Source organism: Streptomyces sp. NPDC026246 (assembly GCF_055567995.1).
In genome coordinates this window covers 233,747-260,521 of the sequence record NZ_JBVHPJ010000009.1, presented here as the reverse complement: position 1 = coordinate 260,521, position 26,775 = coordinate 233,747, and the positions used below count along the sequence as shown (strand labels likewise).

Below are 26,775 nucleotides of genomic sequence, written 5' to 3'. Positions count from 1 at the left end.
CAGCCCTGCCAGACCACCCGGTACGTCAATGGAGCCGTGATGCCCGAAGCCGTGATCGTCTCAGCCGCCCGCTCCCCCATCGGCCGTGCCTTCAAGGGCTCGCTGAAGGACCTGCGGCCGGACGACCTGACCGCCACGATCATCCAGGCCGCGCTGGCCAAGGTCCCCGAGCTGGACCCGCGCGACATCGACGACCTGATGCTCGGCTGCGGCCTGCCCGGCGGCGAGCAGGGCAACAACCTCGGCCGGATCGTCGCCGTGCAGATGGGCATGGACCACCTGCCCGGCTGCACCGTCACCCGCTACTGCTCCTCCTCGCTGCAGACCTCCCGCATGGCCCTGCACGCCATCAAGGCCGGTGAGGGCGACGTCTTCATCTCGGCCGGCGTCGAGACGGTCTCCCGCTTCACCAAGGGCAACTCCGACAGCCTCCCGGACACGCACAACCCGCTGTTCGCCGACGCCGAGGCCCGTACGGCCGCGGTCGCCGCGTCCGAGGGCTCCGACTGGCACGACCCGCGCGAGGACGGCCTGGTGCCCGACCCGTACATCGCCATGGGCCAGACCGCCGAGAACCTGGCGCGTCTCAAGGGCGTCACCCGCCAGGACATGGACGAGTTCGGCGTCCGCTCGCAGAACCTCGCCGAGGAAGCCATCAAGAACGGCTTCTGGGAGCGCGAGATCACCCCGGTGACGCTGCCCGACGGCACGGTCGTCAGCAAGGACGACGGCCCCCGCGCCGGCGTCACCCTGGAGGGCGTGCAGGGCCTGAAGCCGGTCTTCCGCCCCGACGGCCGGGTCACGGCCGGCAACTGCTGCCCGCTGAACGACGGCGCCGCCGCGCTGGTGATCATGTCCGACACCAAGGCCCGCGAGCTCGGCCTCACCCCGCTCGCGCGGATCGTGTCGACCGGCGTCTCCGGCCTGTCCCCCGAGATCATGGGCCTCGGCCCGGTGGAGGCCTCCAAGCAGGCCCTGCGCCGCGCCGGGCTCACCATCGGCGACATCGACCTGGTCGAGATCAACGAGGCGTTCGCCGCCCAGGTGATCCCCTCCTACCGCGACCTGGACATCCCGCTGGACAAGCTGAACGTGAACGGCGGCGCCATCGCCGTCGGCCACCCCTTCGGCATGACCGGCGCCCGCATCACCGGCACGCTGATCAACTCGCTGCAGTTCCACGACAAGCAGTTCGGCCTGGAGACGATGTGCGTCGGCGGCGGCCAGGGCATGGCCATGGTCATCGAGCGCCTCAGCTGATCACCGCTGCGTAGTCGCCATAGCACACGCTGTGCAGCACAAGCCCGGAACCCCGGAAACGCCGGGGTTCTGGGCTGTTTTGTGATCCAATCTCCCCCAGGATGTGACCTATCTCCCTCCACGGGGGGAGAAGCGCAGGTCACGACAGCACCACCCACTCCCCCGCGTCCGAAGTCCTGTCCGTTTCGTGACGTTACGCACTGACAGCCGGTCAGTCCGCCCTTCAAGCTGATGTAGGAAGTCGGGGGTCGACCTTGAACCGGGAGTACGTCAGTGAGCGCCATGCCGATCGCGTTGCTGGTCACCACGGCCGCCACGGGAGCCGTGGGCGTCGCCGTCCTGCGCACCGTCCTGCAGCTGCGCCGACAGGTCGCGGCCCTGCACACCGCGCTGGCCGAGAACCGCGCCGCCACCACCCGCGCCCTGCTGCCCGCCGCCCGCACCACGGCCGACACCGACGAGATACGGGCCGCCGTGGCCGCGGCACTCGCCGAGGAGCGGGAACGGGAGCTCGCCGAGGCGCGCGCCTTCTGGGCCGCCCAGGAAGCCCGTGACGCCTCCGACGCCCCGTCCCTGCTGGGCCTGCCCGACACGGACCTCTTCCTGCCCCGGCAGGCCGACTTCGCGGGCCTGGAGCCGGTGTCCGAGCCGGGCGCCGCCGAAGCCGAGGAGCCGGCCGGGGAGTCCCCGGAGCTGGCCGCGGCCCGCCGCCGCCACCCCTCCCACCCGGACTTCGTGCCCAACCCCTCCCCGGTGGTCAACGACCACGAGCGCACGGCCGCCGCCCTGGAGGAGCTGGCCGCCTCCCGCGTGGAGCTGACCGACGTCCGCCCGGGTCCGCTGGGCACCCTCGACGTGTACGTCTTCGCCGACGGCACCACGCTGTGCATGACCCCGGGGCACCGGGAGACGGCGGAGAAGCTGGCGCAGGCCCTGCGCGCGGGCCGCAGCGCCGTGCTGCTGGGCGGCTCGGGCATCTCCGGCGCCTACACGCTCACCTTCGAGTGCGGCGAGGAGAACGTCTACATCCTGGCCGACCGGGTCATCGCGTCCTTCTAGGACCGCTCCGCCCTTCCAGGACCGCTCACACCCCGGCGGACATCCCGGGCCGCCTCACACCCCGGCCCGCTTCTGCGCGTCCTCGACCAGGCGCACGGCCTCCTCGACCTCGGCGTCGCCGGGCAGCACCACGGCCAGGTCGTGTCCGGCGACCGTGATCTGGTCCGCCGCCGCGAACATCCCCGCGTCGGGCATCTCCCGGGGCTCCTCGCCCTCCAGGACCTGCGACCTGCGCGACAGCTCCCGCGCCAGGGCGAGCGCCTCGGCGGCGGCGCCTCGCTGCAGCCGGCTCTGGGGCGCGGCCCTCAGACGGTCGGCGAAGTGATCAACGGCTCGGAGGAGGGGCGTCGTATCAACCACGCGGCGAGCGTACGCGTCGTACCGGGACTGTTGCCAACGGAAGCACACTCGGGCACGGTGACCTGAAGGACCGGCTTACATCCCAGCGTCCGGAGGCGCCGATGTCCCAAGTCTTCTCCGAAGAGACCCACCGCAACATGCTCGCCCGCATCCCGCACTGCACCGGTCGTGAGATCTCCGACTGGCTGCGCACCGTCGACGAAGGCCCGGCCCTCTTCCGCTTCGAGGAGAAGGTCAGCTGGCTCCGGCACGAACACGACCTGGCGTACGGCCACGCCAAGGCGATCGTCCACGAGTACGACCTCAGAAGGGCCGCGCGCAAGCTCCTCTAGTCGCGCGCCACCCACCCCGACGACGACGAAGGGCCCCGGCCGGAGCCGGGGCCCTTCGCGCACGACCTGCTGGGGTCAGTCGCTGCTGTTGAGGATCGAGATGAGCCTCAGGAACTCGAGGTAGATCCACACCAGCGTCAGCGTCAGGCCGAAGGCGGCCAGCCAGGCCTCCTCGCGCGGGGCGCCGTAGGCAATGCCGTCCTCGACCTGCTTGAAGTCCAGGGCGAGGAAGCAGGCACCGAGGATGATGCCGATGACGCCGAAGACGACACCGAGGGCGCCGCTGCGGAAGCCGAGGCCGTCACCGCCGCCGAACACCGCGAACAGCAGGTTCACGGTCATCAGCAGGATGAAGCCGAGCGCCGCCGCCATCACGAAGCCGTAGAAGCGGCGGTTGACGCGGATCCAGCCGGCCTTGTAGGCGATCAGCACACCGGCGAAGACCGCCATCGTGCCGATCACCGCCTGCATGGCCGCACCGTCGGCGATGCGGTTGTCCACGATGTTGGACACGACGCCGAGGAAGACACCCTCGAACGCGGCGTACGCCAGGATCAGCGCGGGCGAGGCCTTGCGCTTGAAGGACTGCACGAACGCCAGGACCATGCCGATCAGCGCGGCGCCGATGCCGATGCCGTAGCTGCGGCTGATGTTGGCGTCGTCGACCGGCAGCAGCGCCCAGGAGAGCGCCGCGGTGACGATGAGCACACCGAGGGTGCTCGCCGTGCGCAGGACGACGTCGTCGATGGTCATCCGGCCCGTGGTGGCCGGGGCCTGCGGCGGGGCGCCGAACTGCTGGCCCTGCTGGGCGTAAGGGTTCTGCGCGTACGGGTTCTGGGCGTACGCGTCGCCCGTGGGCTGGGCGTACGGGTTGCCCTGGGTGGCGACAGCGGGACCCCCGGCCTGCGGCGCGGTGTTGAAGCCCGCGTAGCCGTTGTCGCGGCTGAACCCCCGTCGCGAGAAGACCGGGTTTCTGCTCCTCATTTCACTCCTCCATGGCCACACGGCATGGCCTTGGCTCAAGAGTAATAGGTAGGCAAAGGAATGGCCCTCCTGCTCGGGGAGGATCTTTCCCTCGTCGTGCAGCGCAACACGCTACGCCGCTCCCTGATTCCCCAGGCCGGAGGGCTTCATTCCACAGCGGTCCGGTACCGTCCCGGAACCGGCTCGGTACCGGTCGGTGATCATCGGCCGGGCCCGGTCCGTCGTCGACGTGTCGGTGGATCACGCCGGTGGACCGCACAGGGACCGGAAAGTGCCCGGAGCCGGACTTGAACCGGCACGCCCGCGAAGGGGCAGCGAGGTTTAAGCTCGCCGTGTCTGCATTCCACCATCCGGGCAGGCCATGGGCTCCGCAACGAGGTTCCGAGACTATCGGGACACGTCCCCCGAACAGCGGACGGGCGGACCGATGTTGTCTTATTTTATTGACGTCTGAGGGTGCATCAGCACACGGAACGCGCCGTCCGCACTTGCCACCAGCCTTGCGTGCGACTGACAGCGGCGTATGCGGAATGACGGAATTTCACCGCCCGAACGAGGGCACTCCACCTGTTCCCGACAGCCGGAACGGCAGGTTCCGTCCTGGGGACCTCTTTCGGGGTCCGGTGTCATCCCCAGGTATGACGCCGCGCCCTCGGGTCCGACCCGAGTCGCCCCCCGGAACCGGAACAGCGGGTGACTACACGGCCGCCGGAGACCCGGACGATGGAACACGTCCTTCCTCCGCACAGCCGTCCGACAGGAGAGCCATCCCGTGACCACCGCATCCCTCGCCGACCGGGCCACCGCCGTGGCCGCGCGCGCCACGGATCTGTCCAAGATCTACGGGCAGGGTGAGACCCAGGTGGTCGCCCTGGACCGGGTCACCGTCGAGTTCCGTCGGGCCGAGTTCACCGCGATCATGGGACCGTCCGGTTCCGGCAAGTCGACCCTGATGCACTGCGTCGCCGGCCTGGACACCTTCTCCTCCGGATCGGTGCGCCTCGGCGACACCGAGCTGGGCTCCCTGAAGGACAAGCAGCTGACCAAGCTGCGCCGGGACAAGATCGGCTTCATCTTCCAGGCGTTCAACCTGCTGCCGACGCTGACGGCCCTGGAGAACATCACCCTCCCGATGGACATCGCGGGCCGCAAGCCGGACAAGCAGTGGCTGGACTCCGTGATCCGCATGGTCGGACTGGCCGACCGGCTCGGCCACCGCCCCTCCCAGCTCTCCGGCGGTCAGCAGCAGCGCGTGGCCGTGGCCCGGGCGCTGGCCTCCCGGCCCGAGATCATCTTCGGTGACGAGCCCACGGGAAACCTCGACTCGCGCTCCGGCGCGGAGGTCCTGGGCTTCCTGCGCAACTCCGTGCGCGAGATGGGCCAGACCGTCGTGATGGTGACCCACGACCCGGTGGCCGCGTCCTACGCGGACCGCGTGGTCTTCCTCGCGGACGGCCGGATCGTCGACGAGATGCACCGGCCGACGGCCGACACGGTCCTCGACTTCATGAAGCAGTTCGACGCCAAGGGCCGCACCAGCTGATCCCCCGCAGGACCGACAGGACTGAGATTCGCCACCATGTTCCGTACCGCCTTGCGCAACGTCCTCGCGCACAAGGCCCGGTTGCTGATGACCGTGCTCGCCGTGATGCTCGGCGTCGCGTTCGTCTCCGGCACCCTGGTCTTCGCCGACACCCTCTCCCACGCCTTCCGCAACCAGTCGGCGAAGAGCTACGACGACGTCGCCGTCTCCGTCTCCTCGTACGCCGACCCGGACGATCCCGAGCAGGCCCCGGGCCTGTCCGGCAAGGTCCTCGACAGGATCTCCGCCGTGGACGGCGTCGCCGGGGTCCACGGTCGCGTCGAGGGCTTCGCCGGGGTCGCCGACCCCGACGGGAAGCTGATCGGCGTCGGCTGGTCCAACAAGGGCTCCAACTTCGCCCCCGGCAAGGACGGCAAGGACGCCGCCTACACGTTCACCGACGGCTCCGGCCCGGTGAAGGACGACCAGATCGCCCTGGACGAGGAGTCCGCCGCCAAGGGCGAGTACGAGGTCGGCGACCGGGTGCGCGTCGCGACCAACGGCCCGGTGAAGGAGTACACCCTCAGCGGGGTGTTCACCACCGAGGACGGCGCCGTGAACGCCGGCGGCAGCCTCGTCCTCTTCGACACCGCCGTCGCCCAGAAGCAGTACCTCAAGCCGGGCTACTTCGAGAGCGCCACCGTCACCGGCGCACCCGGCGCCGACGACACGAGGATCCTGGACGCGGTCAAGCCGCTGCTGCCGGACTCGGCCGAGGCGCAGACCGGCAAGGCGCTCGCCGACGAGCAGGCCGACCAGATCGAGCAGGGCATGGGCAACCTCAAGCAGGTCCTGCTCGGCTTCGCGGGCATCGCGCTCTTCGTCGGGATCTTCCTGATCTCCAACACGTTCACGATGCTGGTCGCCCAGCGCACCAAGGAGATCGCCCTGATGCGGGCCGTCGGCGCGTCCCGCAGGCAGATCACCCGCTCGGTGCTCGCCGAGGCCGCGCTGGTGGGCCTGGTCGCCTCGGCCGTCGGCTTCGTCCTCGGCATCGGCCTGGCCGTCGGGCTGCGCTCCGGCATGGCCGCCTTCGACATGAAGATGCCGGACGGCCCCCTGATCCTGTCCGTCACGCCGGTGATCGCGGCTGTCTCGGTGGGCGTGCTCATCACGATGCTCGCCGCCTGGCTACCCGGCCGCCGGGCCGCGAAGATCCCGCCGGTGGCAGCCATGAACAGCCTCCACGCGGTGGCCACCACCAAGTCGCTGGTGCTGCGCAACTCCATCGGCGCGGCCGTCACCGCCCTCGGCGCGGTCGGGATCGTGGCGGGTGCCTCGACCGGCGGCGACGACGGCCGCATGTACATCGGGGCAGGCGCCTTCCTCGCGCTGATCGGCGTGATCATCCTGATCCCGCTGCTGTCCCGGCCGGTGATCGCCCTCGTCCGTCCGCTGCTCGTCGGCCCCTTCGGGGTGGCCGGCAAGCTGGCCGGCCAGAACGCCGTCCGCAACCCGCGTCGCACCGGCGCCACCGCCTCCGCGCTGGCCATCGGACTGACGCTGGTGACCGGCTTGTCGGTGCTCGGCATCACCGTCGGCACGGCCATCGACAAGATGACCACCGACAACATCAAGGCCGACTACATGGTCTCCATGGCCAACGGCGGCGACCTCGACCGGTCGGCGCTCACCGCCCTGGCGAAGGCGAAGGGCGTGTCCGCGGTCTCGCCGCAGCAGGACGCCTACTTCCAGCTCGACGGCAAGGACTACGTGTCCGCCTCGGCGGTCAGCCCCGGCGACATCCAGAAGGTCCTGACCGTCGACGTCGTCAGCGGCAGTGCGGACTCCCTCGCCGAGGGCCGGATCGCGGTCGCCGAGAAGACGGCGAAGAGCAAGGGCTGGAAGACCGGCGACCGGCTCCCCGTCACCTTCGGCGACGACAAGAAGGCCACGCTGACGGTGGGTGCCGTCTACAAGGACAGCGAGTTCCTCTCGCCCGTCCTCGTCGACCGGAAGGTCGTGGACCGGCACGAGACGAAGCCGTCCATCCGGCAGATCTTCGTGAAGGTCGACGGCGGCCAGTCCGCGGCGAACGAGAAGGTCCTCATCGACGCGCTGGGCGACAACCCCGCGATCACCGTGATGGACAAGCAGGACATCCGCAACGAGTTCGGCGGTGCCATCAACACCCTGCTGAACGTCATGTACGGCCTGCTGGCGATGGCCCTGATCATCGCGGTGCTCGGCGTCGTCAACACCCTCGCGATGTCGGTCTTCGAACGGCAGCAGGAGATCGGCATGCTGCGCGCCATCGGCCTGGACCGGCGCCGGGTGAAGCGGATGGTGCGCCTGGAGGCAGTCGTCATCTCGGTGTTCGGCGCGGTCGTCGGCATCGGTCTGGGCGCGTTCCTCGGCTGGGCGATCGGCGAGACCTTCGCGGACCAGATCCCGGGCTACGCGCTGGTCCTCCCCTGGGACCGGATCGGGATCTTCCTGGTGCTGGCCGGTCTGGTGGGGGTCCTGGCCGCGATGTGGCCGGCCCGCAACGCCGCGCGGCTGAACATGCTGAACGCGATCAAGGCCGAGTGACCACGCCGCTCCGCGGCACGCCGAAGGGCCGGGCTCCCCGACACGGGGAACCCGGCCCTCTCCGGTCGCGCCGGCTCAGTCCTGGGCCGACGCCCCCCAGGTGCGGGCGCGCAACGGCATCCCGGAGGCACCCGCTTCCGGGGTCCGGACGGCCAGGACCTGGTTGACGCCGATGTGGTTGCGTTCGAAGGCCAGCGCGGAGGCCGCCATGTACAGGCGCCAGACCCGGGCCCGCCCGGGGCCGGCGAGCTGCACGGCGCGCTGCCAGTCGGCCTCCAGCCGGGTCACCCAGCCGCGCAGGGTGAGGGCGTAGTGCTCGCGGAGCGCCTCCACGTCGCGCACCTCGAACCCGGCGCGCTCCAGCTGGGCCACGGTGCCGCCGACCGGCTGGAGTTCGCCGTCGGGGAAGACGTAGGAGTCGATGAAGGCGTCGACGCTGTACGCCGACTCGTCGCGCTGGGGGCGACGGGCGATCTGGTGGTTCAGCAGCCGCCCGCCGGGCTTGAGCAGGTCGTGCAGATCGGTGGCGTACTCCAGGTACCGGTCGGCTCCGACGTGCTCGGCCATGCCGATGGAGGAGATCGCGTCGTAGGGGCCGTCGCGGACGTCGCGGTAGTCCTGGACGCGGATCTCGACCTTGTCGGTGAGGCCCTCGTCGGCTACGCGCTTGCGGGCGTAGGCGGCCTGCTCCTGGGAGAGCGTGACGCCGACGACGCTCACCCCGTGCTCGCGGGCGGCGTGCAGGGCCATCGAGCCCCAGCCGCAGCCGACGTCGAGCAGTCGCTGACCGGGCGTCAGTCCGAGCTTGCGGCAGACGAGTTCGAGCTTGTCGTGCTGGGCCCGTTCCAGGGTGCTGTCCGGGGCGGACCAGTAGGCGCACGAGTACACCATCGACGGGCCCAGGACGATCTCGTAGAACTCGTTGCCGACGTCGTAGTGGTGGCTGATGGCGCGCCGGTCGGTGTGCTTGGTGTGCAGGTGGCGCCGGGGGCTGCGGACCTCCTCGGGGGGCGGGGAGGGCGGCAGCGGGAGCCCGGCGAGCCGGACCAGGCCGCGGACGGCGGCGCGCACCTCGGGGTCGCGCAGGGCCTGGGCGAGGGTGCGGGCGTCCTCGCCGCGCTCCCAGACCAGGCCGGCGAGCAGGTCGAGGGTGGCGTAGAGATCGCCCTCGATGTCCAGGTCGCCCGCCACCCAGGCGCGGGCCAGGCCGAGTTCGCCCGGCTTCCACAGCAGGCGGCGCAGGGCCCGGCGGTTGCGTACGACGAGCGCGGGGGTGCCCGGCGGGCCCGCCTGCGAACCGTCCCAGGCGCGGATGCGCACCGGGAGCGGCGCTCCCAGCACCTGTGCGAAGAGGCCCTGCAGCCGCTGCGCGGCGTCTGCCATGGTGTACACCTCCGTGACGAGGATCCCGGCATGTCCGGACACCACGTAAACACCTGCGGCGCCCCGGTGCAGTCCCCGGCACGCGTCATGTCTGGGCAAAGCCCGTCCCTTCCCCCGCCCGGCGGGAAGGGGCCGGGCACGCCGAAGGGCCTCCCGCACCACGGATGGCGGAAGGCCCTTCGGCGGACTGCTCGGGGAGCCGAGGTCAGGAGGCCTTGGCCTTCTCCTCGGTCTTGGCCTTCTCCTCGGTCTTCGCCTGCGGCGCGGCGGCGACCGGGGCCGGCTTGGCGGCCTCGTAGAACTCCTCGCGCGGGGTCTCGATCGCTCCGAGGGAGACGACCTCGCGCTTGAGGAACATGCCGAGGGTCCAGTCGGCGAAGACGCGGATCTTGCGGTTCCAGGTCGGCATCGCCAGGCCGTGGTAGCCACGGTGCATGTACCAGGCGAGACGGCCCTTGAGCTTGATCTTCATCTTGCCCATGACGATCATCGCGACGCCCTTGTGGAGGCCGAGACCGGCCACCGCGCCCTTGTTGGCGTGCGCGTAGTTCTTCTGCGGGAAGCCCCGCATGCCCGACACCACGTTGTCGCCGAGGACCTTGGCCTGGCGCAGCGCGTGCTGGGCGTTCGGCGGGCACCAGGCGTTCTCGTTGCCCGCCTTGCGGCCGACGAGGTCGGGCACCTGGGCGTTGTCGCCGGCGGCCCAGATGTAGTCGGTGCCCTTGACCTGCAGCGTGGGCTCGCAGTCGACGTGACCGCGGGGGCCGAGGGGCAGGCCGTAGCGGGCGAGGGCCGGGTTGGGCTTGACGCCGGCGGTCCACACGATGGTGCTCGAGTCGACCTCGAGGCCGTTCTTCAGCACCACGTGGCCGTCCACGCAGGAGTCCATGGAGGTGGACAGGTAGACCTCGACCCCGCGGGCCTCGAGGTGCTCCTTGCCGTACTTGCCGAGCTTGGGGCCGACCTCGGGGAGGATCTTGTCGGCGGCGTCGACCAGGATGAAGCGCATGTCCTCGCGGGACACGTTCTTGTAGTACTTGGCCGCGTCGCGGGCCATGTCCTCGACCTCGCCGATGGTCTCGGCACCGGCGAAGCCGCCGCCCACGAAGACGAAGGTGAGCGCCTTGCGGCGGATCTCCTCGTCGGTGGTGGAGTCGGCCTTGTCGAGCTGCTCGAGGACGTGGTTGCGCAGGCCGATGGCCTCCTCGATGCCCTTCATGCCGATGCCCTGCTCGGCGAGGCCGGGGATCGGGAAGGTGCGGGAGACCGCGCCGAGGGCGACGACCAGGTAGTCGAAGGGCAGCTCGTAGGCCTCGCCGACCAGCGGGGAGACCGTGGCGACCTTGCGGTCCTGGTCGATGGTGGTGACCCGGCCGGTGAGGACCTCCGCCTTGGGCAGCACACGTCGCAGCGGGACGACGACGTGGCGCGGGGAGATGTTGCCGGCGGCGGCTTCGGGGAGGAAGGGCTGGTAGGTCATGTACGACCGGGGGTCGACGACCGTGACGGTCGCCTCGCCGTAGCGCATCTTCTTCTGGATGCGCCGAGCTGCGTACAGGCCTACGTACCCACCGCCTACTACGAGGATCCTGGGACGCTCCGTGGTGCTCATGCCATCGAGTATCCACCCGCCTCAGGGGGGTACCTCGTGCGCCCCTTCACAAGGTTGTGGAGGGGGTGTGCTATCCTCCGCCGCTCGCGTGATCCATGTCATGGTGACAACGGGGGGCGAGTGTGCACGGCGGACCGTTGTCAATGCCGCGTGAGCTGCCTCTCTGGGCCTGACGGGCCTCTGTGAGGACCTCCGTGACGGTCGTCCGGAGGGGCTCCTCGAAGCCCTCCATATCATGCTTCTGAACATGTTCAAAGGGCAGTTCGGCCCTCGGACGGGTCAACGAGGGCCCTTTGATCCCCCGCAGGGGCCGAAATCCTTGTGAAGAACTTCACGAACTTTCCCGCTCCGGCCCGGCCCACAGCCGGTTCGGCCCGCTCACCCGTACCGAGCGACGCTCAGCGGAGGCGGTTGACCAGCACGGTTCGACGCCGTGCCGGCCCCCCGGCGTCGCACGGGTGCCGACGGCGAACCCGCCGCCGACACCCGTGCCGACCCGGCGTGCGGACACCGCTCAGCGGCGCCCCGGCCCCATGCCGTCGCCGTCGTCGTCGATCTCCTCGGTGGTGCCCTCGATCCGTTCCTTGCGCACCTGCCCGTGGACGGTCTCCTGCTCGGTCCGCTCCTCCGTGGTCAGACGCACCCGCTCCACCGGCACGGCCTCGGTCTCGGTCACCGGCCGCTCGTCGTGGAGCACCACCTCGTGCTCGGCCTCGCCGATGTCCGGACCGGACATCGCGGCGTCCCGGTTGGCGTCCGTGATGGGCTCCCGCTCGACGCGCACCTCTTCGTGCCGTACCGGGACCGTCTGCTGCACTTCCTCGGTCACGACGTACTTGCGCAGGCGGGCACGGCCGGTCTCGCGGCGTTCGACACCCACGTGCATGCGCTCCTCGGAGCGGGTCATCGCGTCGTCGTCCGTCGCCCGGCGCGCATCCGCGGCCGTACCGGAGGTGCCTGCGATTCCGGCAGCACCCGCGGTTCCGGAGGTGCCTGCGACCCCGGCAGCACCCGCGGTTCCGGCGGTGCCCGCGGCGCCGGCTGCGCCCGCGGCACCGGCAGCGCCACCGGCGGTGCCCGCCGTACCGGTCGTTCCGGTCTCCCCGACCTCCCCGGTCTCGTCCCGGTGGGCCCAGCCGCCCTCGCCGGGCTGGTTGGCCCGGGACCAGGACTCGTCCCAGTCGATGCCGTAGTACTCGTAGAGCCGGTGCTCCTCGTCGGGGGACAGGTGGCCGCCGCTGTCGACGTCGACGCGCGGGGCGTCCTTGACCCGGCTCTTGGAATAGGGGACCTCCGTGTGGTCGTCCACCAGCGAGGCGTCGCGGATGGGTACGAACGTCTCGCTGGTGCCGAACATGCCGGTCTTCACCGACACCCACTCCGGACGCCCGGTCGCGTCGTCGACGAAGACGTGCTTGGCCTCACCGATCTTCTTACCGCCTTCGTCCAGGACCGCGTGGTCCAGGACGGCCCCTATCTGCTCTCTGGTGATCATGGTTGTCTCACCCTTCTCGCGAGGCTGTTCCCGGGACCGGGTGAGCGTCACAAAAAGGGTGAAACGGCCCATCAGCAACAAGGGGCCCGTTCTTTTCGTTAGTACCTTGCGCCCCGAAAGTACACAGACGTCACGCCACCGACCACGCGATGCCGTCGAGGATCGCGCACGAACGCGCTTCCCTCTACGGATGCGCCGTGTACACGCCGATGCGTACACTGACTTCATGACTGAAAACACCGTGACTGTACGGGAAGCCCGCGCGCACCTCGCCGATCACATCAACCGTGCCGAGGAAGGCGTCCCGACTGTCATCACGCGCAACGGCGCACCGGTGGCAGCCGTGGTCCCGATCTCGGACTTCGAAGCGTTGGAGGAAGCCGCCGACGTGATGTTGGCGCGCGAGGCCGAAGCTGTGCTGGCCGAGGGCGGCACCACCGTGACGATGGCGGAACTGCTGGCGGATCTGTTCACCGAGCAGGACGGCGAGGCGGCGTGAAGTACGCCTTCCGGTTCACCACGGCGGCACAGCGTCAGCTTCGGGCCATCAGTCGACCCGACGCCATGCGCATCCTGACCGCGTTGACCGCACTCGGTGACGATCCGTACCGGCAAGACGCCGACGTCAAGAAGCTCACCGGCCCGTCGGGCCTCTACCGGCTCAGGGTCGGTAGCTACCGGGTCGCCTACCAGATCAACGATGGTGAACTCGTCGTCCTCGTGGTCAAGGTGGGCGACCGGCGGGACGTCTACCGCAGCCTGTGACGCCCCGCCCGGCATGGGCACCGCCTCAACGCGCCCCGGCGGCGCAGCTGTGAGCGATGCCGTCGAGGATGTCGTGCTCGCTGACGACGACCTCCTGCGCTCCGATGCGTTCCATGATCGACAGCAGGACCAGGGCCCCCGCCCCGATCACGTCGACCCGGCCCGGGTGCATCGACGGCACGGCCGTCCGCTCGGCGTGCGTGGAGCGCAGCAGCCACTCGGTGATCTCGCGGACCCTCTCCAGGGAGACCCGGGAATGGTGGATGGCCTCGGAGTCGTACGCGGGCAGCTCCTGGGCGATGGCCGACACGGTCGTCACCGAGCCGGCCAGGCCGACCAGTGTGCGGGCCTCACGCAGCGGCACCGTCTTCTCGGCCAGGTCGAGGGCGGCCTCGATGTCGGCCCGCATCGCGGCGACCTGCTCCGGCGAGGGCGGGTCGCTCACCACGCCGTCGCGGACCAGGTGGCGCTCCGTCATGCGGACGCAGCCGACGTCCACCGACCGGGCCGCCCGGACCCGGTCGTCGCCCACGACGAACTCGGTCGAGCCGCCGCCGATGTCCACCACCAGGTAGGGCGTGGGCAGATGGTCGCTCCCGGCCAGCTCCTTGGTGGCGCCGGTGAAGGAGAACTCGGCCTCCTGGTCCCCGGTGATCACCTCGGGCTCCACGCCCAGGATGTCCAGCACGCCCCGCACGAACTCGTCGCGGTTCTCGGCGTCCCGGGAGGCGGAGGTGGCCACGAACCGCAACCGCTGAGCGCCGTGCTCCTCGATGATCCCGGCGTACTCCCGGCAGGCCGCGAAGGTCCGCTGCAGCGCCTCGGGGGCGAGCCGGCCGGTGCGGTCGACGCCCTGCCCGAGCCGCACGATCGTCATCCGGCGGTCCAGGTCGGCCAGCTCGCCGGTGACCGGATCCGCGTCGGCGACCAGCAGGCGGATGGAGTTCGTGCCGCAGTCCACGGCGGCGACCCGGGTCACTGTCCGTCCTCCTCGAGCGGCTTGACGGCGAAGTGCCCCGAGTCCGTGCTGTCGACCTGCCACCCCGCACCGCTCGGCGGGCCGGCGGGCGTCACGCAGGCCCCCTTGCGCCACCACTCGGGCAGCATGGCCAGCGCCTCGTCGCCCAGCGGGTTCACGCCCGGGCCCGCGGCCAGCGAGTGCGCGACCAGCACGTGCAGGCACTTCACGCGGTCCGGCATGCCGCCCGCGCTCGGGAAGTTCTTCAGCTCCTCGATCTCGTCGCGGCGCCGGACGTAGTCCTCGTGGGCCGCCCGGTACGCCGCCGCCAGCTCCGGGTCCGCGGCCAGCCGCTCGGTCATCTCCTTCATCACGCCGTTCGCCTCCAGCGTGCCGATCGCCGAGTTGGCCTTCGGGCACGTCAGGTAGTACAGCGTCGGGAAGGGCGTGCCGTCGGGCAGGCGCGGGGCCGTCTCCACGACGTCGGGCTGTCCGCAGGGGCAGCGGTGCGCGATGGCCCGCAGTCCGCGCGGGGGCCGACCGAGCTGCTGCTTGAAGGCCTCGACGTCCGCGTCGGTGGGTTCGGTGCGCGGGGTGGTCGGCGGGGGCGTTTCCATGACTGTCTTCAGCGTGTCTTTCTCTGGGTTCTCTGCGGGGTCACTGGGGGAGCACTGGGCGCGCGTTCAGCGGCCGGAGTCGTCGGCCTTGTCGATCCCGTCCCAGACATTGGCGTACCAGGGGCGGTCCGCCGCGCCCAGGTCGGTGCGCGCCTGCTTCGCCGCGTCCGGGTCGACGACGACGAACCCCGTCTCCCCCGGCATGACGTAGTGCAACCGCTGCCGGATCTGCTGCTCCGCGTACGCGTCGTCCTGCCAGCGCGCCTTGGCGTCGCGCAGCCGCTCGACGCGCTCCCGCGCCTGCTGCTGCTCGCGCTGCAGGTCCTCGATCTCGGCGCGCTGGGAGACGTACTGGCGCATCGGCCAGGCCAGGGCCACGATCAGCGAGCAGAGCACCAGCGCGAGCAGCGCCGCCCGGCCGGTCAGCCGGGAGCGGCGGGCCTGGCGCCTGGTCTGGGAGCGGTAGACCCGGGCCGCGGTCTGCTCACCGAGCAGCCGGATCCTGGTCGCGGTGGAGAACCGGTCCCGGTCCTTCACGGCCATGTCAGTCCGCCTCCCGCTCCACCGTCATACGCGCGTACGTCCCCGGACACGGTACGGGACCGAGTCCGGGGACGTACGTACGACGCTGCCTCTTGTGGCCGGGGTCAGCCCTTGAAGCGCGGGAAGGCGCTGCGGCCGGCGTAGACCGCGGCGTCGTCGAGGATCTCCTCGATGCGCAGCAGCTGGTTGTACTTGGCGACGCGCTCGGAGCGGGCCGGGGCGCCGGTCTTGATCTGGCCGCAGTTGGTGGCGACGGCCAGGTCGGCGATGGTGACGTCCTCGGTCTCGCCGGAGCGGTGGGACATCATGCACTTGAAGCCGTTGCGCTGGGCCAGCTCCACGGCGTCCAGGGTCTCGGTCAGCGAACCGATCTGGTTCACCTTCACCAGCAGGGCGTTGGCGGCGCCCTCCTCGATGCCGCGGGCGAGGCGCTCGGGGTTGGTGACGAACAGGTCGTCGCCGACGAGCTGGACCTTGTCACCGAGCTTGTCGGTGATGGTCTTCCAGCCCTCCCAGTCGTCCTCGAACAGCGGGTCCTCGATGGAGACGAGCGGGTACGCGTCGACGAGCTCCGCGTAGTACTCGGTCATCTCGGCCGCCGAGCGCTCCTTGCCCTCGAAGGTGTAGACGCCGTCCTTGTAGAACTCGGACGCGGCCACGTCGAGCGCGAGGGCGATCTGCTCGCCGGGGGTGTAGCCGGCTTCCTTGATCGCCTCGAGGATGAGGTCGAGGGCCTCGCGGTTGGAGCCGAGGTTCGGGGCGAAGCCGCCCTCGTCGCCGAGGCCGGTGGCCAGGCCCTTGCCCTTCAGGACCTTCTTCAGCGTGTGGTAGACCTCGGCGCCCCAGCGCAGTGCCTCGGAGAAGGACTCCGCGCCGACGGGCGCGATCATGAACTCCTGGATGTCCACGTTGGAGTCGGCGTGCGAGCCGCCGTTCAGGATGTTCATCATCGGCACCGGCAGCAGGTGCGCGTTCGGGCCGCCCAGGTAGCGGAACAGCGGCAGGTCGCTGGCCTCGGAGGCGGCGTGGGCGACGGCGAGGGAGACGCCGAGGATGGCGTTGGCGCCGAGCGAGCCCTTGTTGTCGGTGGCGTCCAGGTCGAACATCGCCTGGTCGATCAGGCGCTGCTCGGTGGCGTCGTAGCCGACCAGCTCCGGGCCGATCTGCTCGATGACCGCGAGGACGGCCTTCTCCACACCCTTGCCGAGGTAGCGGTTCGAGTCGCCGTCGCGGAGCTCGATGGCCTCGAAGGCGCCCGTGGAGGCGCCGGACGGGACGGCGGCACGGCCGGTGCTGCCGTCGTCGAGGCCGACCTCGACCTCGACCGTGGGGTTGCCTCGGGAGTCCAGGATTTCCCGGGCTACGACGACGTCGATGGACGGCACGAGCATCTCCTTCTTATGTGACGCGGTGACGCGGGTCGCGTGGACCCGGCGAGGTGCGGGCCGTGGTGGCTCGCGACATGAGCCTAACCGGCTCCGGGCGATCGGCCACCGGGTCGCCCACCCCATGGACAGAACCGAGAGTAAATTGTTTCCGAACGGAACAAAGCAGGTTCGCCACAACCGGCCGAAACTCGGCCGCCGGAGCCCGGGCGGACATGACCCCGCCCCGGTGCGTACGGGGGAACACGCACCGGGGCGGGGAGCCCGTGGGGACGGGGGTCCCGCCCGTGCGGCGGGGGGCCGCCTGTCAGGGCGGGGCCTCCCACGAGGGCGGGGGCCGCCGGGCGGCCGGACCGCGGGTGCGCGGTGCGGACCGCCCTGCGGCGGTGGGCGCTGCTGCTTACTTCAGGTGCAGCTGCTGGCCCGGGTAGATGAGGTTGGCGTCCTCGACGATGTCCTTGTTCAGCTTGAACAGCTTCTCCCAGCCGCCCTTGACCTTCTCCTCGGCCGCGATGGAGCTGAGGGTGTCGCCCTTGACGACCTTGTACTCGCCGTCGCCCTTCTTGACCTTCTTGCCGGTCGGGGTGGTGACGGTCTTCTTGGCGGCCGGACGCTCGTCGGAACGGGAGGCCGGCTGCTGCTGGGTCTCACGCGACTCGGTGCTCTGCTGGCTCTGCTGGCTCTGCTGGCTCTGCTGGTTCTGCTGCGAGGAGCCGGCGGAGCTGCCGGAGTCGGTGGAACCGCCGCCGGTGTAGCCGGCGCTCGACAGGCCCTTGCCGCAGACCGGCCAGGCGCCCTTGCCCTGGCTGGCGAGGACCTTCTCGGCGATCTCGATCTGCTGCGCCTTCGTGGCCTTGTCGGCGGTGGAGGCGTACTGCGTGCCGCCGTAGCCGGCCCACGTGGAGGCGGAGAACTGCAGACCGCCGTAGTAACCGTTGCCGGTGTTGATGGACCAGTTGCCGCCGGACTCGCACTGGGCGACGGCGTCCCACTCGGAGGCGGTGGCGGCGGAGGCGTTGCCGGCCGCCATCAGCGGAGCGGCGACGGCGGCGGAGGCGACACCGGCGACGGCGATGGCGCGAGTGGCCTTGGACGGACGACGGTGCTTGCCCTTGCCGGAAAACAGCATGGATGGATCCCCTCACCGACGCCTGCGAGGTGAGCTGTCGGGTTCGGGCCGGTTGAGTTGCCCGGCCACGTCCCTCACGGGACGCGGCTCCACCCCTAGCCCTTCCGGCGCAACAAGCCGGTCGGGCACCTACCTTGGGTCCCCCGCTCCTGCCTACGGCGCTTGACGCGACGACTGTTCCCGTACGGCCGCTGGCAGGATTCGGCGTTGCGGCCGCCGGGGCTCGCGGTGGCGAGCGGTCACGACCGTAGACAGGCGATCGCCGGAATTTCAAAGACGATCAAGGCTTCTGAGACCTATCTCTCACCACGTTTATACGGGACATAGGCCGCGAAACATGGCGTGAACTCGCGTCGATTCGGGGCGACTTCCGCCGCCGTTCCCGCACTGCCCGAACGGCTACTTCCCGTCCGTTTCGTCCTCTGCGGTAAGCGTCTGACCGGGCAGAACGAGCTCCGAGTCGCCCTCGGCCGCCTTCTCGCCCCCGGCGTACAGCTCGTGCCATCCCCCGTCGATCCGGAGGGAGTCGGCGATGGACCAGGCGCTGTCCCCGACGCCGACGATGTAGGCACCCTCCGACTTCTCGTCGGACGCCTCCTCGTCGCGTGAGGCGTGCCGCCCCGAGGAGCCGCCCGTACCGCCGTCCGCGGACCCGGCACTCTCGTCGGCGCTGGGGCCGCGGTGACGGCCGGAGCCGGCGTCCGCCGCAGCCGAGGAGCCGTCGCTCGGGCGGGACTTGCCGGACGCCTCGCTCTCGGGCGCGGCCGACCGCGAGCCGTCCGATCCCCGACCGGCACCACGAGAGTCGCGCGACTTGTCGGAATCACCCGATTCGCCCCGAGGTGCCGACGAGGCGTCAGGCGAAGCCGAGCGGGACGGGGAAGACGACGGAGACGTCGCGGACGGGGAGGGCGAGGCGGAAGACCCGGACGATTCGGACGAGTCGAGCAATCCGGTCGAGTCTGTCGGAGCGGAGTCACCGGACGAGCCGGACTCGCCACCCGAGCCCGACGAGCCCGTCCTGAGGCCGGAGAGGAGCCCACAGGTGTGCCAGGCGCCGACCCCCTGGTCGGCGAGGATTCTCTCGGCCACGGCTATCTGCTGCGAGCGGCTGGCCAGATCGGCGCTCGCGGCGTAGTCGAGACCGCCGTAGCTCTCCCAGTCGTCCTGGGAGAGCGCGAGGCCGCCGTAGTAGCCGTTGCCGCTGTTCTGGCTCCAGGCCCCGCCGGTCTCGCAGTCCGCGATCCGGTCCCAGGTGGCGCCGTCGGCAGCGCTGGCACCGGAGGCTCCGAGGAGCGGGATCGCAATGGCGGAGCCGGTCACTCCGGCCGCGACGAGGAGAGCCGGAGCCTGGCGGGGGCGACGGTGACGACCGTTCCCGGAGAGCATACGGAGACCTTTCGCAAGACAGCAGTGACCCGCGCGGCGCCGTCTCCGGGCCGCGTTGATGGGTGAACGTATCGGCAGACGATCACTTGTCACAAGTTCATGCCGCGCAGATCACGTGAAGATCACAGACATGACGGCGTGTCATGTTTGGCGGAGGCGCTCGCTGGACACGGCGGGCGTCACACCGCGGTGAACTCCACCGGGAGGGTGCGCAGCCCTCGCATGATGAGCCCGCCGCGCCAGCGCAGCTCGGCCGGGTCGGCTGCGAGCCGGAGGTCGGGCAGGCGCGTCAGCAGCGTGGCGAGGGCGGTCTGGCCCTCCAGCCGGGCGAGCGGGGCGCCGAGGCAGTAGTGGATGCCGTGGCCGTACCCGAGGTGCTGGTTGTCCCGGCGGGACAGGTCCAGCGCGTCCGGGTCGGCGAACCGCTCCGGGTCCCGGTCCGCGGCCGCCAGCACCACCAGGACCGGGTCGCCGGCCTCGATGCGCTGCCCGCCGACGGTCAGCGGCTGGGTGGCGAAGCGCCAGGTCGCGAGTTCGACGGGGCCGTCGTAGCGCAGCAGTTCCTCGACGCCGGTCTCCAGCAGGTCCTGCTCCCCGGCGGCGAGGGACGCCTGCAGGCGGGCCCGCTGCCCGGGGTGGGTGAGCAGGGCGTAGGTGCCGTTGCCGATGAGGTTGACGGTCGTCTCGAACCCGGCGAACAGCAGGATGAACGCCATGGCCGCCGCCTCGTTCTCGGTGAGGTGCTCACCGTGGTCGGAGGCGCGGATGAGCCCGGAGATGAGGTCCTCGCCGGGGGCCGGTTCGCCGGGCAGCGCCTCGCGCTTGCGGTGGATCAGCTCGGCGAGGTAGCCCCGCATCTTCTTCACCGAGCGGGCGACGCCGCCGCGGGGCCCGCCCTGGTGACGGATCATCATGCCCGCCCAGTCGCGGAAGTCGTCCTGGTCCTCGCGGGGGACGCCGAGCAGGTCGCAGATGGCGTAGATGGGCAGCGGGAAGGCGAACTCGTGGATGAGGTCCGCCGACCCCGTCCGCGCGAACCGGTCGATGAGCCCGTCGGTCAGCTCCTGCACCCGGGGGGCGAACTCGGCGACCCGGCGGGGGGTGAACGCCTTGGACACCAGCCGCCGCAACCGGGTGTGGTCCGGTGGGTCGATGTTCAGCAGGTGCGTCATCAGCTCCGCCTTGCGCTCCCCCGGGATCCCCGTCTTGCCCTTGGCGTGGGCCGGTTCGTCGTGGTGCGCCGGGTTCTTGGAGAGCCGGGGGTCGGCGAGCGTCTGCTTGGCGTCCGCGTAGCGCGTGACCAGCCAGGCCTCCACCCCGCTGGGCAGCCGCGTCCGGTGCACCGGGGCGTGCTCGCGCAGCCAGGCGTAGGCGGGGTAGGGGTCGCTCGCGAACTCCCAGGTGAAGAGTTCCGGGGCGGCGGCGGGCGTGCTGGGCTGGGGCTGGTCGGTCACGGTCCGACCGTATCCGGCCCGCCGGACCCGCCCGGCCCGGGTCTCCTCAGCCCTCGGCCTGCAGGATCGCGTCCCGGTAGGCGCGGGCCGCGGCTCTGAGCGCCGCCTCCGGGTCGACGCCCTCGGCCTCGGCGCGGACCGCCAGGGCCAGCAGCTCGTAGCCGATGCCCTCGACCGGGGGCAGGGGTATGTCGAGGCCGGCCGTACGGGCCCGGGAGGCCAGCTTGGCGGCCAGGGCCAGTCCCGGCTGGCCGAGGGGGACGCCGTCGGTGACGGAGGTGCGCTGCTTCTCGATCGCCTTGGTGCGCAGCCAGTGGGCCTTGACCTCCTCGGGGGTGGTGGCCGTCGCGTCGCCGAACACGTGCGGGTGGCGGTGGACGAGCTTGGCGACGATGCCGCCGGCCACGTCGTCGATGGAGAAGGGCGCCTCCGTGTCCTCCTCGGCGATGCGAGCGTGGAAGACGACCTGCAGGAGGACGTCCCCGAGCTCCTCGCGCAGTTCGTCGCGGTCCCCCTCCTCGATCGCCTCGACCAGCTCGTACGCCTCCTCGATGCCGTACTTGGCGAGGCCCTTGTGGGTCTGCCGGGACGACCAGGGGCATTCGGCGCGGATGCGGTCCATGACCTGGACGAGGTCGAGGAGGCGGGCGCCGGGCAGGTCGTAGGAGGCCGGGAGCAGCTCCAGCTCCGGCATGGCGAGGCGGCCGGAGCCGGCGAGGCGGGCCAGCCCGTCGGTCAGGGCCGGCTCGCCCTCGCCCGTCGCCACGACGACCACGGTGCGGCCGCCGGCGCAGGCGTCGACGAGGTCCTGCGCGGTGGGCGACGCCACCTCGACGGTGATGCCGGCCTCGCGCAGATAGGGCAGCTGCGGGTGGGCCCCGTCCGCGCACAGCACCCGGTCGGCCGCGTGCAGGGCCTGCCAGGCGGGCCAGGAGAGCAGGCCGGGGGCGACGCGGTGGCTGGTGGTGAGCAGGACGGCGCGGCCGGGGTCGGCGGCCGCACCCGGGGCGGCCTGCGGGGGGCCCGGGATGGCTTCGGAGCTGTTGGCGTTCACGTTTCGAAGCTATCCCACGTGGCGGACGGTGCCGGAAGTTGTCCACAGGGGGTGGGGCCGGGCTCTCGCGAGTTGTCCACAGGGGGGCGAGCGGGGCGCGCCGGGCGCGGAGGGTCCGCCAGGGGGCGAGCCGGGTGCTCGTCAGTGTCTGCGGGGGGGGGGGGGAGTAACCGGGCGGGTGCTTGTCAGTGCCCGCCCCGCGAGGGGCCGAGCCCGGGCGCTTGTCAGTGCCCGCTCGTGGTCCAACCGGGCGCTCGGCGGTGCCCGCCCGGCGTCCGACCAGGCATGGGGGCAGTGCCCGCGGTGGGGCCCAACCGAGTGCCCGGCAGTGCCCGTACGTGACCCGACCGGGTGCCCGGCAGTGCCCGCGCGGGCCTTAACCGGGCGCTCGGCGGTGCCCGCACGGTGTCCGACCAGGCGCGGGGCAGTGCGCGTACGTGACCCAACCGGGTGCCTGGCAGTGCCCGCACGGGGTCCGACCAGGCGCGGGGGCAGCGCCCGCAGTGGGGCCCAACCGGATGCTCGGCGGTGCCCGCACGGGAGCAAGTCGGGCACTCGTGCCCGCATGGGGCACGGCCGGGCGGTCGGAAGGCCCGCGCGGGGCCGAGCCGGGCGTTCGGCGGTCGTCCTCGAAGGGGGGATCGGGCGGCGTCCGGCCGGGCCGCGGGTCTGGGGAAACCCCGGGAGCGCGGGCCCGGGGGTGACCCGGGCCGGGTGCGCTCCCCCGCGTGCTACATGGACTGCTGTACCTGCGCCGCCGTCACGTCACGGACCCACGGGGTCTTCGCGTCGGCGCGGCTGCTCTTGCGGACGTCCCACGTGCCGTAGCGCGGGTTGAGGTTGACGTCGAGGTCCTTGGAGGCGTCGGAGAGGGCCTTCCAGAACTCGGGGCGGCTGGTGTCGGTGCCGAGCTTCTCGGCGAGCTTCTGGGCCTCCAGCTGCAGGCGGAGGTTCTCCTCCAGGCGCTGCGGCGGGATGCCGTACTGCTGAAGCCAGGTCGTCTCCAGCGCCTTGGCGCCGCCGGCCTGCTTCTCCAGGCCGGAGCGCATCTTCTGGATCTCCTTGCGGGTGACGCTCACCCCGGCGTCCCGGGCGGCGCGGTGCAGCACCCGGTCGAGCACCATGGTCTGCAGGGTGTCCCGGGTGAGGGTGCCCGTCCTGGCGATGGCCTGCCGGTACTGCGCCTCGTCCCGCACGGCGGCCCGCTGGGCCTGCCGGACCTCGCCGACCCGCTCCTCCAGCTGGGAGACGGTGATCCGCTGGCCACCCACCACGGCCGCGGCGCCGGGATGCGCGTCGTTCCCGCAGGCGGTGAGGAGAGGCGCCGCGGCGGCGATCGCGGCGGTGAGGACGAGCGCGGTGCGACGGCGGCGGTGCAAGGAGACCTCCCGAGGAGATTGTGCGGCGGTGCACAAGGTCTTGCGGTGATCGATGGTAGGCAGTGGGCAGGCTCTGGCCAACCCATTCGACCAACGATTCACCGGGACTTCCGGCACCGCCGCGCCGCCCCGGACCGGGCCTCAGCCCCGCACCTGCCCCAGCCACTGCAGCGTGCGGCGGATCTCCGCCCCCAGCGGGTGACCATGTCCGTGAGTGCGTTCGACGTCGTGCAGCAGCCGGGCCAGGGTGTCGTGGGCGGCGCCGCGGTCGCCGAGGGCCAGCAGCAGGTGCCCGATGCGGCGGCGCACGTCGTGGGCCAGCTCCGGGCCGCCCGCCGCGACGTACTGGTTCTCGTAGTACGGCAGCAGCGCCCGGTACTCGGCGAGGGCCGCGGCCGGTTCGCCGAGCTGTTCCAGGCACTGGGCTGCCTCGTAGCGGAAGCGCAGGCACTGCGGGTCGGCCTGGCCGGCCTCGGCGGCGCGTTCGTCGGCGAGGCGGCGCAGCTCGGGCAGGGCACGCCGGTACTGGCCGTCGTCCAGCAGGGTGGCCGCGTACTGCCTGCGCAGGGTCCGCACGACCGGGGAGTGTTCGCCGTGCCGGCCGGCCGCGACGGGCAGGATCGCGCCGAGGATGTCGACGGCCTGGGTGATGCGGCCTTCGCCGAGCAGGCGCTTGACCTCGTCGACGGCCCGGGCGATGTCCGTGTTGCCCGGCGACTCCGGGACGGGGGTGGCCGGGGCGGGCTGGGGGGCGGGGGTGCGGGCCCGGTCCGGCCAGGGGGCGTGCGGGCGCAGGAAGGGGCGGGTGGGGTCGAGGGGCGCTCCCGTGGGTGTGCCGCGGGCGGGCAGGAGCGGCTCCAGGCGCTCGTACACCTCCTGGGCGGAGGCGGGCCGGTGCTGCGGGTCCTTGGCCAGCAGGCGCAGCACCAGGGTCTCCAGCGCCTCGGGCACCTCGGGCCGCAGCCGGCGCACCGGGACCGGCGGTTCGTACAGGTGCCGGTGCAGGACGCCGAGTGCGGTGGAGCCGGAGAACGGGACGTCCCCGCTGAGCAGTTCGTGCAGCACCACGCCCAGCGCGTACAGGTCGGTGTAGGGGCCGACCGCGCCGCCCATGGCCTGCTCGGGGGCCATGTAGGCGGGCGAGCCGATGGGCGTTCCGGTGTGGGTGAGGCGGGTGGTGTCGGTTTCCATGACGGAGGCGACACCGAGGTCGAGGACGGTGACCGCGCCGTCCTGTTTCACCATCACGTTGCGCGGCTTGAGGTCCCGGTGGACGATCGGCACGGCGTGCACGGCGCTCAGCACGGCGCACAGCTGCGCCGCCACCGCGACCGCCCACGGCCACGGGTACGGGGTGCGCCCGGCGAGGTGACCGGCGAGGTCGGCGCCGTCGATGTACTGCATGACGAGGAACAGCTCCTCGCCCTCGCTGCCCGCGTCGTGCACGGTGACCAGCCCGGGGTGGTCGACCTGCGCGGTCACCCGGCACTCCCGCACGAAGCGGCGGCGCAGCTCCTCCGCGTCCTGGCCGGCCACCTTGTCGGGGCGCAGCAGCTTCACGGCGACGCGCCGGTCCAGCCGCTGGTCGTAAGCCGTCCAGACCTGCCCCATGCCGCCCTGGCCGAGGACGGCGGACAGTTCGTACCGGCCGGCGACGACGCGTCCGGCCTCGGCACTCACCTGCTGCCCTCGGGCTCACCGGGGGTGCCGTCCGGCCGGCCCTCGTGCCGGCGCAGGTAGTCGCTCAGTTCGTCGAGCTCGGCGCGCACCTGGTCGATGCGGGCGGGCGCCGGCCGCTGCGGGACCGGCGGAACGGGGTGCTGCGGCGGCTGGGGCTGCTGCTGCGGGACGGGTGTGGCGGCCGGGTTGTAGGGCGTCGCCTGGTGCGGGTAGCCGTACGGGGTCTGCGGGGAGATGACGGTCGGCCCCTGCGACGGCGGGTAGCCGGCGAACCGGCGCTGCGCGTTGTGGTGGCCGATGTCCACGATCAGGAAGTAGATCGCGGACCCCAGACCGAGCAGCATGATCACGGCGAGCGCGATGTCGGTGCGGTAGTCGCCCTCCGGCAGCGAGCCGATCACCACGAAGCAGATGATGGCCAGGGGCAGGCTCGCCCAGGCCGCGATCCAGTCGTACACCTTGCCGCGCAGGACGGCGGCCCGGAACAGCGGGACGCAGGCCAGCACGCCGCACGTGAGGACCCCGGCCGCGGCGATCAGCACGCGCAGGGAGATGACCGTTGCCGCGCTGCGGGGAGGCGGCGCCGCGCCGTGGCCGTACATGACTGCTCCTGGTCCGGTGTGGCCGAATGGGACGGGTACGTGCGAGTGACAGAGCACGGTGGGGGATCCGAGCGTATAGCCCGACACGGACCACCGGTCACGGGTTGTACCGAACCGTTGTCGTGCTGATCACTTCGTGTGTCAGGAGCGCGGGCCGGGGCGGGTGGGGAGCCTCCGGGCCCGCCCGCGGCGCCTGTTGGCGGCACCCGGCCCCGGAGCGTGCGCGTCCGGGTCGCGAGGGCCCCCGCATGTCGCCGGTCCCGCGAGGGACTTGGGCCTCATCCCCCGCACTGCTTCAGCATCATCTCCTTGTCCGGTTCCGTCACGGGCAGGTCGTACTTCAGGGACACCTGGGCGAAGCGCACCGCGTAGGCGCAGCGGATCCGCTTGTCCGGCGGCAGCCAGGAGGCCGGGCCGGAGTCCCCCTTGGAGCTGTTGGTGGGGCCGTCCACCGGGATCAGGTTGAGCGGGTCGTTGGCGATCGCCTCCCGCTTGTCCTTCGTCCAGCGCGAGGCGCCCATCTGCCAGTCGTACGACAGCGGCATGACGTGGTCTATCTGCACTTCGGTGGCCCGGGACTTCTTCCACTCGATGACCTTGCCGGTGTACGGGTCGTGCAGCGTCAGCGAGACGACGATGCAGTCCGAGCCCGACCGGAAGCGGAGCTTGTCGCCGTCCCGCTTGAGGAGGTCGTTGCGTGAGTCGCAGCCGTTGTGCGAGAAGGGGACCTCGCGCGGTGCCGAGTCCATCCAGGCGTAGCCGAACTCGTCCCGCTCGTAACCGGTGCGCGGGCCGCGGCCCTTGGTCCGCACCTTTTCGATCAGGGTGCGTGCCTCCTCCTTGTCGGCGGAGGACGTGACCGGCGCGAGGCCCGGTTCGGTGCCGTCCGGGTTGTCCAGCGGGTTCACCGCCCGGCCGTCCCCGGCGGCCGCTGCCCCCGAGCCCGAAGCTCCGCTCCCCTCCTCCGGTGTGGCGAGCCCTTCGCAGCCGGCCAGCGCCGCACCGGTGACCACCATCGCGACAGCCAGTGCCGCCCCACCCCTCAGACGCCTCACCGTGCGCCCCTCCCTGCTTCGCCTGTTCCGCCGTCACACGGGCGGCCCGTGCCTGGTCAACGGTAGCGAGGCGGAGATGCGGACCACAGGGGGCCTCGGGCGGCACACCGCGCCTGTCGTGCGTGTCGCCCGGTCCCGGCAGCTCCGGCGGGCGGCTGCTGCCCGT

The 26,775-nt window shown here is 71.5% G+C and carries 24 protein-coding genes, 1 tRNA gene and 1 riboswitch; of the genes, 7 read left to right on the top strand and 18 right to left on the bottom strand.

Annotated elements, in window-relative coordinates:
* The first annotated feature begins 39 nt into the window (after nucleotides 1-39).
* Complete coding sequence (locus ACZ4M5_RS23700) at nucleotides 40-1,260, top strand: acetyl-CoA C-acetyltransferase (protein WP_467739821.1); 1,221 nt, start codon at nucleotides 40-42, stop codon at nucleotides 1,258-1,260.
* 273 nt (nucleotides 1,261-1,533) lie between these two features.
* Nucleotides 1,534-2,319 (top strand): hypothetical protein, encoded by a 786-nt coding sequence (locus ACZ4M5_RS23695; RefSeq protein WP_467739820.1) that lies wholly within the window; start codon nucleotides 1,534-1,536, stop codon nucleotides 2,317-2,319.
* A gap of 54 nt (nucleotides 2,320-2,373) precedes the next feature.
* Here ACZ4M5_RS23695 and ACZ4M5_RS23690 read toward each other — a convergent pair whose 3' ends face one another.
* A complete protein-coding gene (locus tag ACZ4M5_RS23690) occupies nucleotides 2,374-2,679 on the bottom strand; it encodes a hypothetical protein (RefSeq protein WP_467739819.1) in 306 nt (101 codons plus the stop codon).
* A 101-nt stretch (nucleotides 2,680-2,780) separates the two neighbouring features.
* Here ACZ4M5_RS23690 and ACZ4M5_RS23685 point away from each other — a divergent pair, with 101 nt between their 5' ends.
* Entirely contained in the window at nucleotides 2,781-3,011 is a 231-nt protein-coding gene (locus tag ACZ4M5_RS23685; RefSeq protein ID WP_398112479.1) for a DUF4287 domain-containing protein, read from the top strand.
* 75 nt (nucleotides 3,012-3,086) lie between these two features.
* Here ACZ4M5_RS23685 and ACZ4M5_RS23680 read toward each other — a convergent pair whose 3' ends face one another.
* Nucleotides 3,087-3,995 (bottom strand): Bax inhibitor-1/YccA family protein, encoded by a 909-nt coding sequence (locus ACZ4M5_RS23680; RefSeq protein ID WP_467739818.1) that lies wholly within the window; start codon nucleotides 3,993-3,995, stop codon nucleotides 3,087-3,089.
* A gap of 272 nt (nucleotides 3,996-4,267) precedes the next feature.
* Nucleotides 4,268-4,351 (bottom strand) — tRNA-Leu (locus ACZ4M5_RS23675).
* Nucleotides 4,352-4,767: 416 nt separating this feature from the next.
* On the opposite strand from ACZ4M5_RS23675, the gene ACZ4M5_RS23670 reads away from it, so the two are divergent.
* Together ACZ4M5_RS23670 and ACZ4M5_RS23665 are read left to right on the top strand one after the other, a co-directional pair.
* Nucleotides 4,768-5,538: an ABC transporter ATP-binding protein gene (locus ACZ4M5_RS23670; protein WP_398111128.1), complete on the top strand. Its 771-nt coding sequence runs from the start codon at nucleotides 4,768-4,770 to the stop codon at nucleotides 5,536-5,538.
* A gap of 36 nt (nucleotides 5,539-5,574) precedes the next feature.
* Complete coding sequence (locus ACZ4M5_RS23665; protein WP_467739817.1) at nucleotides 5,575-8,109, top strand: ABC transporter permease; 2,535 nt, start codon at nucleotides 5,575-5,577, stop codon at nucleotides 8,107-8,109.
* A 75-nt stretch (nucleotides 8,110-8,184) separates the two neighbouring features.
* Here the strand turns inward: ACZ4M5_RS23665 and ACZ4M5_RS23660 are convergent, their stop codons facing one another.
* The 3 genes from ACZ4M5_RS23660 to ACZ4M5_RS23650 all read right to left on the bottom strand — a co-directional run bounded on the left by ACZ4M5_RS23660 (nucleotide 8,185) and on the right by ACZ4M5_RS23650 (nucleotide 12,599).
* Nucleotides 8,185-9,492 (bottom strand): class I SAM-dependent methyltransferase, encoded by a 1,308-nt coding sequence (locus ACZ4M5_RS23660; protein ID WP_467739816.1) that lies wholly within the window; start codon nucleotides 9,490-9,492, stop codon nucleotides 8,185-8,187.
* A 205-nt stretch (nucleotides 9,493-9,697) separates the two neighbouring features.
* Nucleotides 9,698-11,104, bottom strand: a complete 1,407-nt coding sequence (locus tag ACZ4M5_RS23655; RefSeq protein ID WP_467739815.1) for an NAD(P)/FAD-dependent oxidoreductase — start codon at nucleotides 11,102-11,104, stop codon at nucleotides 9,698-9,700.
* A gap of 514 nt (nucleotides 11,105-11,618) precedes the next feature.
* Nucleotides 11,619-12,599, bottom strand: coding sequence for a DUF2382 domain-containing protein (locus tag ACZ4M5_RS23650; RefSeq protein WP_467739814.1), 981 nt, complete (start codon nucleotides 12,597-12,599; stop codon nucleotides 11,619-11,621).
* A gap of 226 nt (nucleotides 12,600-12,825) precedes the next feature.
* Here ACZ4M5_RS23650 and ACZ4M5_RS23645 point away from each other — a divergent pair, with 226 nt between their 5' ends.
* Both ACZ4M5_RS23645 and ACZ4M5_RS23640 read left to right on the top strand, forming a co-directional pair.
* Nucleotides 12,826-13,098, top strand: a complete 273-nt coding sequence (locus ACZ4M5_RS23645) for a type II toxin-antitoxin system Phd/YefM family antitoxin (protein WP_048457331.1) — start codon at nucleotides 12,826-12,828, stop codon at nucleotides 13,096-13,098.
* Nucleotides 13,095-13,364, top strand: coding sequence for a type II toxin-antitoxin system RelE family toxin (locus tag ACZ4M5_RS23640; protein WP_467739813.1), 270 nt, complete (start codon nucleotides 13,095-13,097; stop codon nucleotides 13,362-13,364). Before ACZ4M5_RS23645 ends, ACZ4M5_RS23640 begins: the two co-directional genes overlap by 4 nt.
* Nucleotides 13,365-13,389: 25 nt before the next feature.
* On the opposite strand, the gene ACZ4M5_RS23635 is transcribed toward ACZ4M5_RS23640, so the two are convergent.
* The 12 genes from ACZ4M5_RS23635 to ACZ4M5_RS23580 form a co-directional block, all read right to left on the bottom strand.
* Nucleotides 13,390-14,343 carry a Ppx/GppA phosphatase family protein gene (locus tag ACZ4M5_RS23635; protein WP_467739812.1) on the bottom strand — a complete coding sequence of 318 codons (954 nt, stop codon included), beginning with the start codon at nucleotides 14,341-14,343 and terminating at the stop codon, nucleotides 13,390-13,392.
* Entirely contained in the window at nucleotides 14,340-14,939 is a 600-nt protein-coding gene (locus tag ACZ4M5_RS23630) for a DUF501 domain-containing protein (protein ID WP_467739811.1), read from the bottom strand. The genes ACZ4M5_RS23635 and ACZ4M5_RS23630 overlap by 4 nt, the downstream gene beginning before the upstream one ends.
* A 66-nt stretch (nucleotides 14,940-15,005) precedes the next feature.
* Nucleotides 15,006-15,482 carry an FtsB family cell division protein gene (locus ACZ4M5_RS23625; protein WP_467739810.1) on the bottom strand — a complete coding sequence of 159 codons (477 nt, stop codon included), beginning with the start codon at nucleotides 15,480-15,482 and terminating at the stop codon, nucleotides 15,006-15,008.
* 104 nt (nucleotides 15,483-15,586) lie between these two features.
* Nucleotides 15,587-16,867, bottom strand: a complete 1,281-nt coding sequence (eno, locus tag ACZ4M5_RS23620; RefSeq protein WP_467739809.1) for a phosphopyruvate hydratase — start codon at nucleotides 16,865-16,867, stop codon at nucleotides 15,587-15,589.
* A 400-nt stretch (nucleotides 16,868-17,267) separates the two neighbouring features.
* Entirely contained in the window at nucleotides 17,268-17,996 is a 729-nt protein-coding gene (locus ACZ4M5_RS23615; RefSeq protein WP_467739808.1) for a transglycosylase family protein, read from the bottom strand.
* Nucleotides 17,997-18,000: 4 nt separating this feature from the next.
* Nucleotides 18,001-18,167: riboswitch (cyclic di-AMP (ydaO/yuaA leader) on the bottom strand.
* A gap of 228 nt (nucleotides 18,168-18,395) precedes the next feature.
* The gene (locus tag ACZ4M5_RS23610; RefSeq protein ID WP_467739807.1) at nucleotides 18,396-19,385 is read right to left on the bottom strand and encodes a transglycosylase family protein; all 990 of its coding nucleotides are present in this window, start codon (nucleotides 19,383-19,385) and stop codon (nucleotides 18,396-18,398) included.
* 179 nt (nucleotides 19,386-19,564) lie between these two features.
* Nucleotides 19,565-20,839 carry a cytochrome P450 family protein gene (locus ACZ4M5_RS23605; RefSeq protein WP_467739806.1) on the bottom strand — a complete coding sequence of 425 codons (1,275 nt, stop codon included), beginning with the start codon at nucleotides 20,837-20,839 and terminating at the stop codon, nucleotides 19,565-19,567.
* Nucleotides 20,840-20,885: 46 nt separating this feature from the next.
* Nucleotides 20,886-21,893: a nucleoside triphosphate pyrophosphohydrolase gene (locus ACZ4M5_RS23600; RefSeq protein ID WP_467739805.1), complete on the bottom strand. Its 1,008-nt coding sequence runs from the start codon at nucleotides 21,891-21,893 to the stop codon at nucleotides 20,886-20,888.
* Nucleotides 21,894-22,624: 731 nt separating this feature from the next.
* The gene (locus ACZ4M5_RS23595; RefSeq protein WP_467739804.1) at nucleotides 22,625-23,272 is read right to left on the bottom strand and encodes a SurA N-terminal domain-containing protein; all 648 of its coding nucleotides are present in this window, start codon (nucleotides 23,270-23,272) and stop codon (nucleotides 22,625-22,627) included.
* 141 nt (nucleotides 23,273-23,413) lie between these two features.
* Complete coding sequence (locus tag ACZ4M5_RS23590) at nucleotides 23,414-24,910, bottom strand: protein kinase domain-containing protein (RefSeq protein ID WP_467739881.1); 1,497 nt, start codon at nucleotides 24,908-24,910, stop codon at nucleotides 23,414-23,416.
* A gap of 38 nt (nucleotides 24,911-24,948) precedes the next feature.
* On the bottom strand, nucleotides 24,949-25,554 hold the full coding sequence (locus tag ACZ4M5_RS23585) for a hypothetical protein (protein WP_467739803.1): 606 nt from the start codon (nucleotides 25,552-25,554) through the stop codon (nucleotides 24,949-24,951).
* A 278-nt stretch (nucleotides 25,555-25,832) separates the two neighbouring features.
* Nucleotides 25,833-26,609: an HNH endonuclease family protein gene (locus ACZ4M5_RS23580; protein ID WP_467739802.1), complete on the bottom strand. Its 777-nt coding sequence runs from the start codon at nucleotides 26,607-26,609 to the stop codon at nucleotides 25,833-25,835.
* Between the last annotated feature and the right edge of the window lie 166 nt (nucleotides 26,610-26,775).

Coding starts and splice junctions, on each gene's coding strand:
- ACZ4M5_RS23700 (WP_467739821.1), top strand. CDS start 40: ATGCCCGAAGCCGTGATCGTCTCAGCCGCCCGCTCCCCCATCGGCCGT.
- ACZ4M5_RS23685 (WP_398112479.1), top strand. CDS start 2,781: ATGTCCCAAGTCTTCTCCGAAGAGACCCACCGCAACATGCTCGCCCGC.
- ACZ4M5_RS23680 (WP_467739818.1), bottom strand. CDS start 3,995: ATGAGGAGCAGAAACCCGGTCTTCTCGCGACGGGGGTTCAGCCGCGAC.
- ACZ4M5_RS23665 (WP_467739817.1), top strand. CDS start 5,575: ATGTTCCGTACCGCCTTGCGCAACGTCCTCGCGCACAAGGCCCGGTTG.
- ACZ4M5_RS23660 (WP_467739816.1), bottom strand. CDS start 9,492: ATGGCAGACGCCGCGCAGCGGCTGCAGGGCCTCTTCGCACAGGTGCTG.
- ACZ4M5_RS23655 (WP_467739815.1), bottom strand. CDS start 11,104: ATGAGCACCACGGAGCGTCCCAGGATCCTCGTAGTAGGCGGTGGGTAC.
- ACZ4M5_RS23650 (WP_467739814.1), bottom strand. CDS start 12,599: ATGATCACCAGAGAGCAGATAGGGGCCGTCCTGGACCACGCGGTCCTG.
- ACZ4M5_RS23645 (WP_048457331.1), top strand. CDS start 12,826: ATGACTGAAAACACCGTGACTGTACGGGAAGCCCGCGCGCACCTCGCC.
- ACZ4M5_RS23630 (WP_467739811.1), bottom strand. CDS start 14,939: ATGGAAACGCCCCCGCCGACCACCCCGCGCACCGAACCCACCGACGCG.
- ACZ4M5_RS23625 (WP_467739810.1), bottom strand. CDS start 15,482: ATGGCCGTGAAGGACCGGGACCGGTTCTCCACCGCGACCAGGATCCGG.
- ACZ4M5_RS23615 (WP_467739808.1), bottom strand. CDS start 17,996: ATGCTGTTTTCCGGCAAGGGCAAGCACCGTCGTCCGTCCAAGGCCACT.
- ACZ4M5_RS23610 (WP_467739807.1), bottom strand. CDS start 19,385: ATGCTCTCCGGGAACGGTCGTCACCGTCGCCCCCGCCAGGCTCCGGCT.
- ACZ4M5_RS23585 (WP_467739803.1), bottom strand. CDS start 25,554: ATGTACGGCCACGGCGCGGCGCCGCCTCCCCGCAGCGCGGCAACGGTC.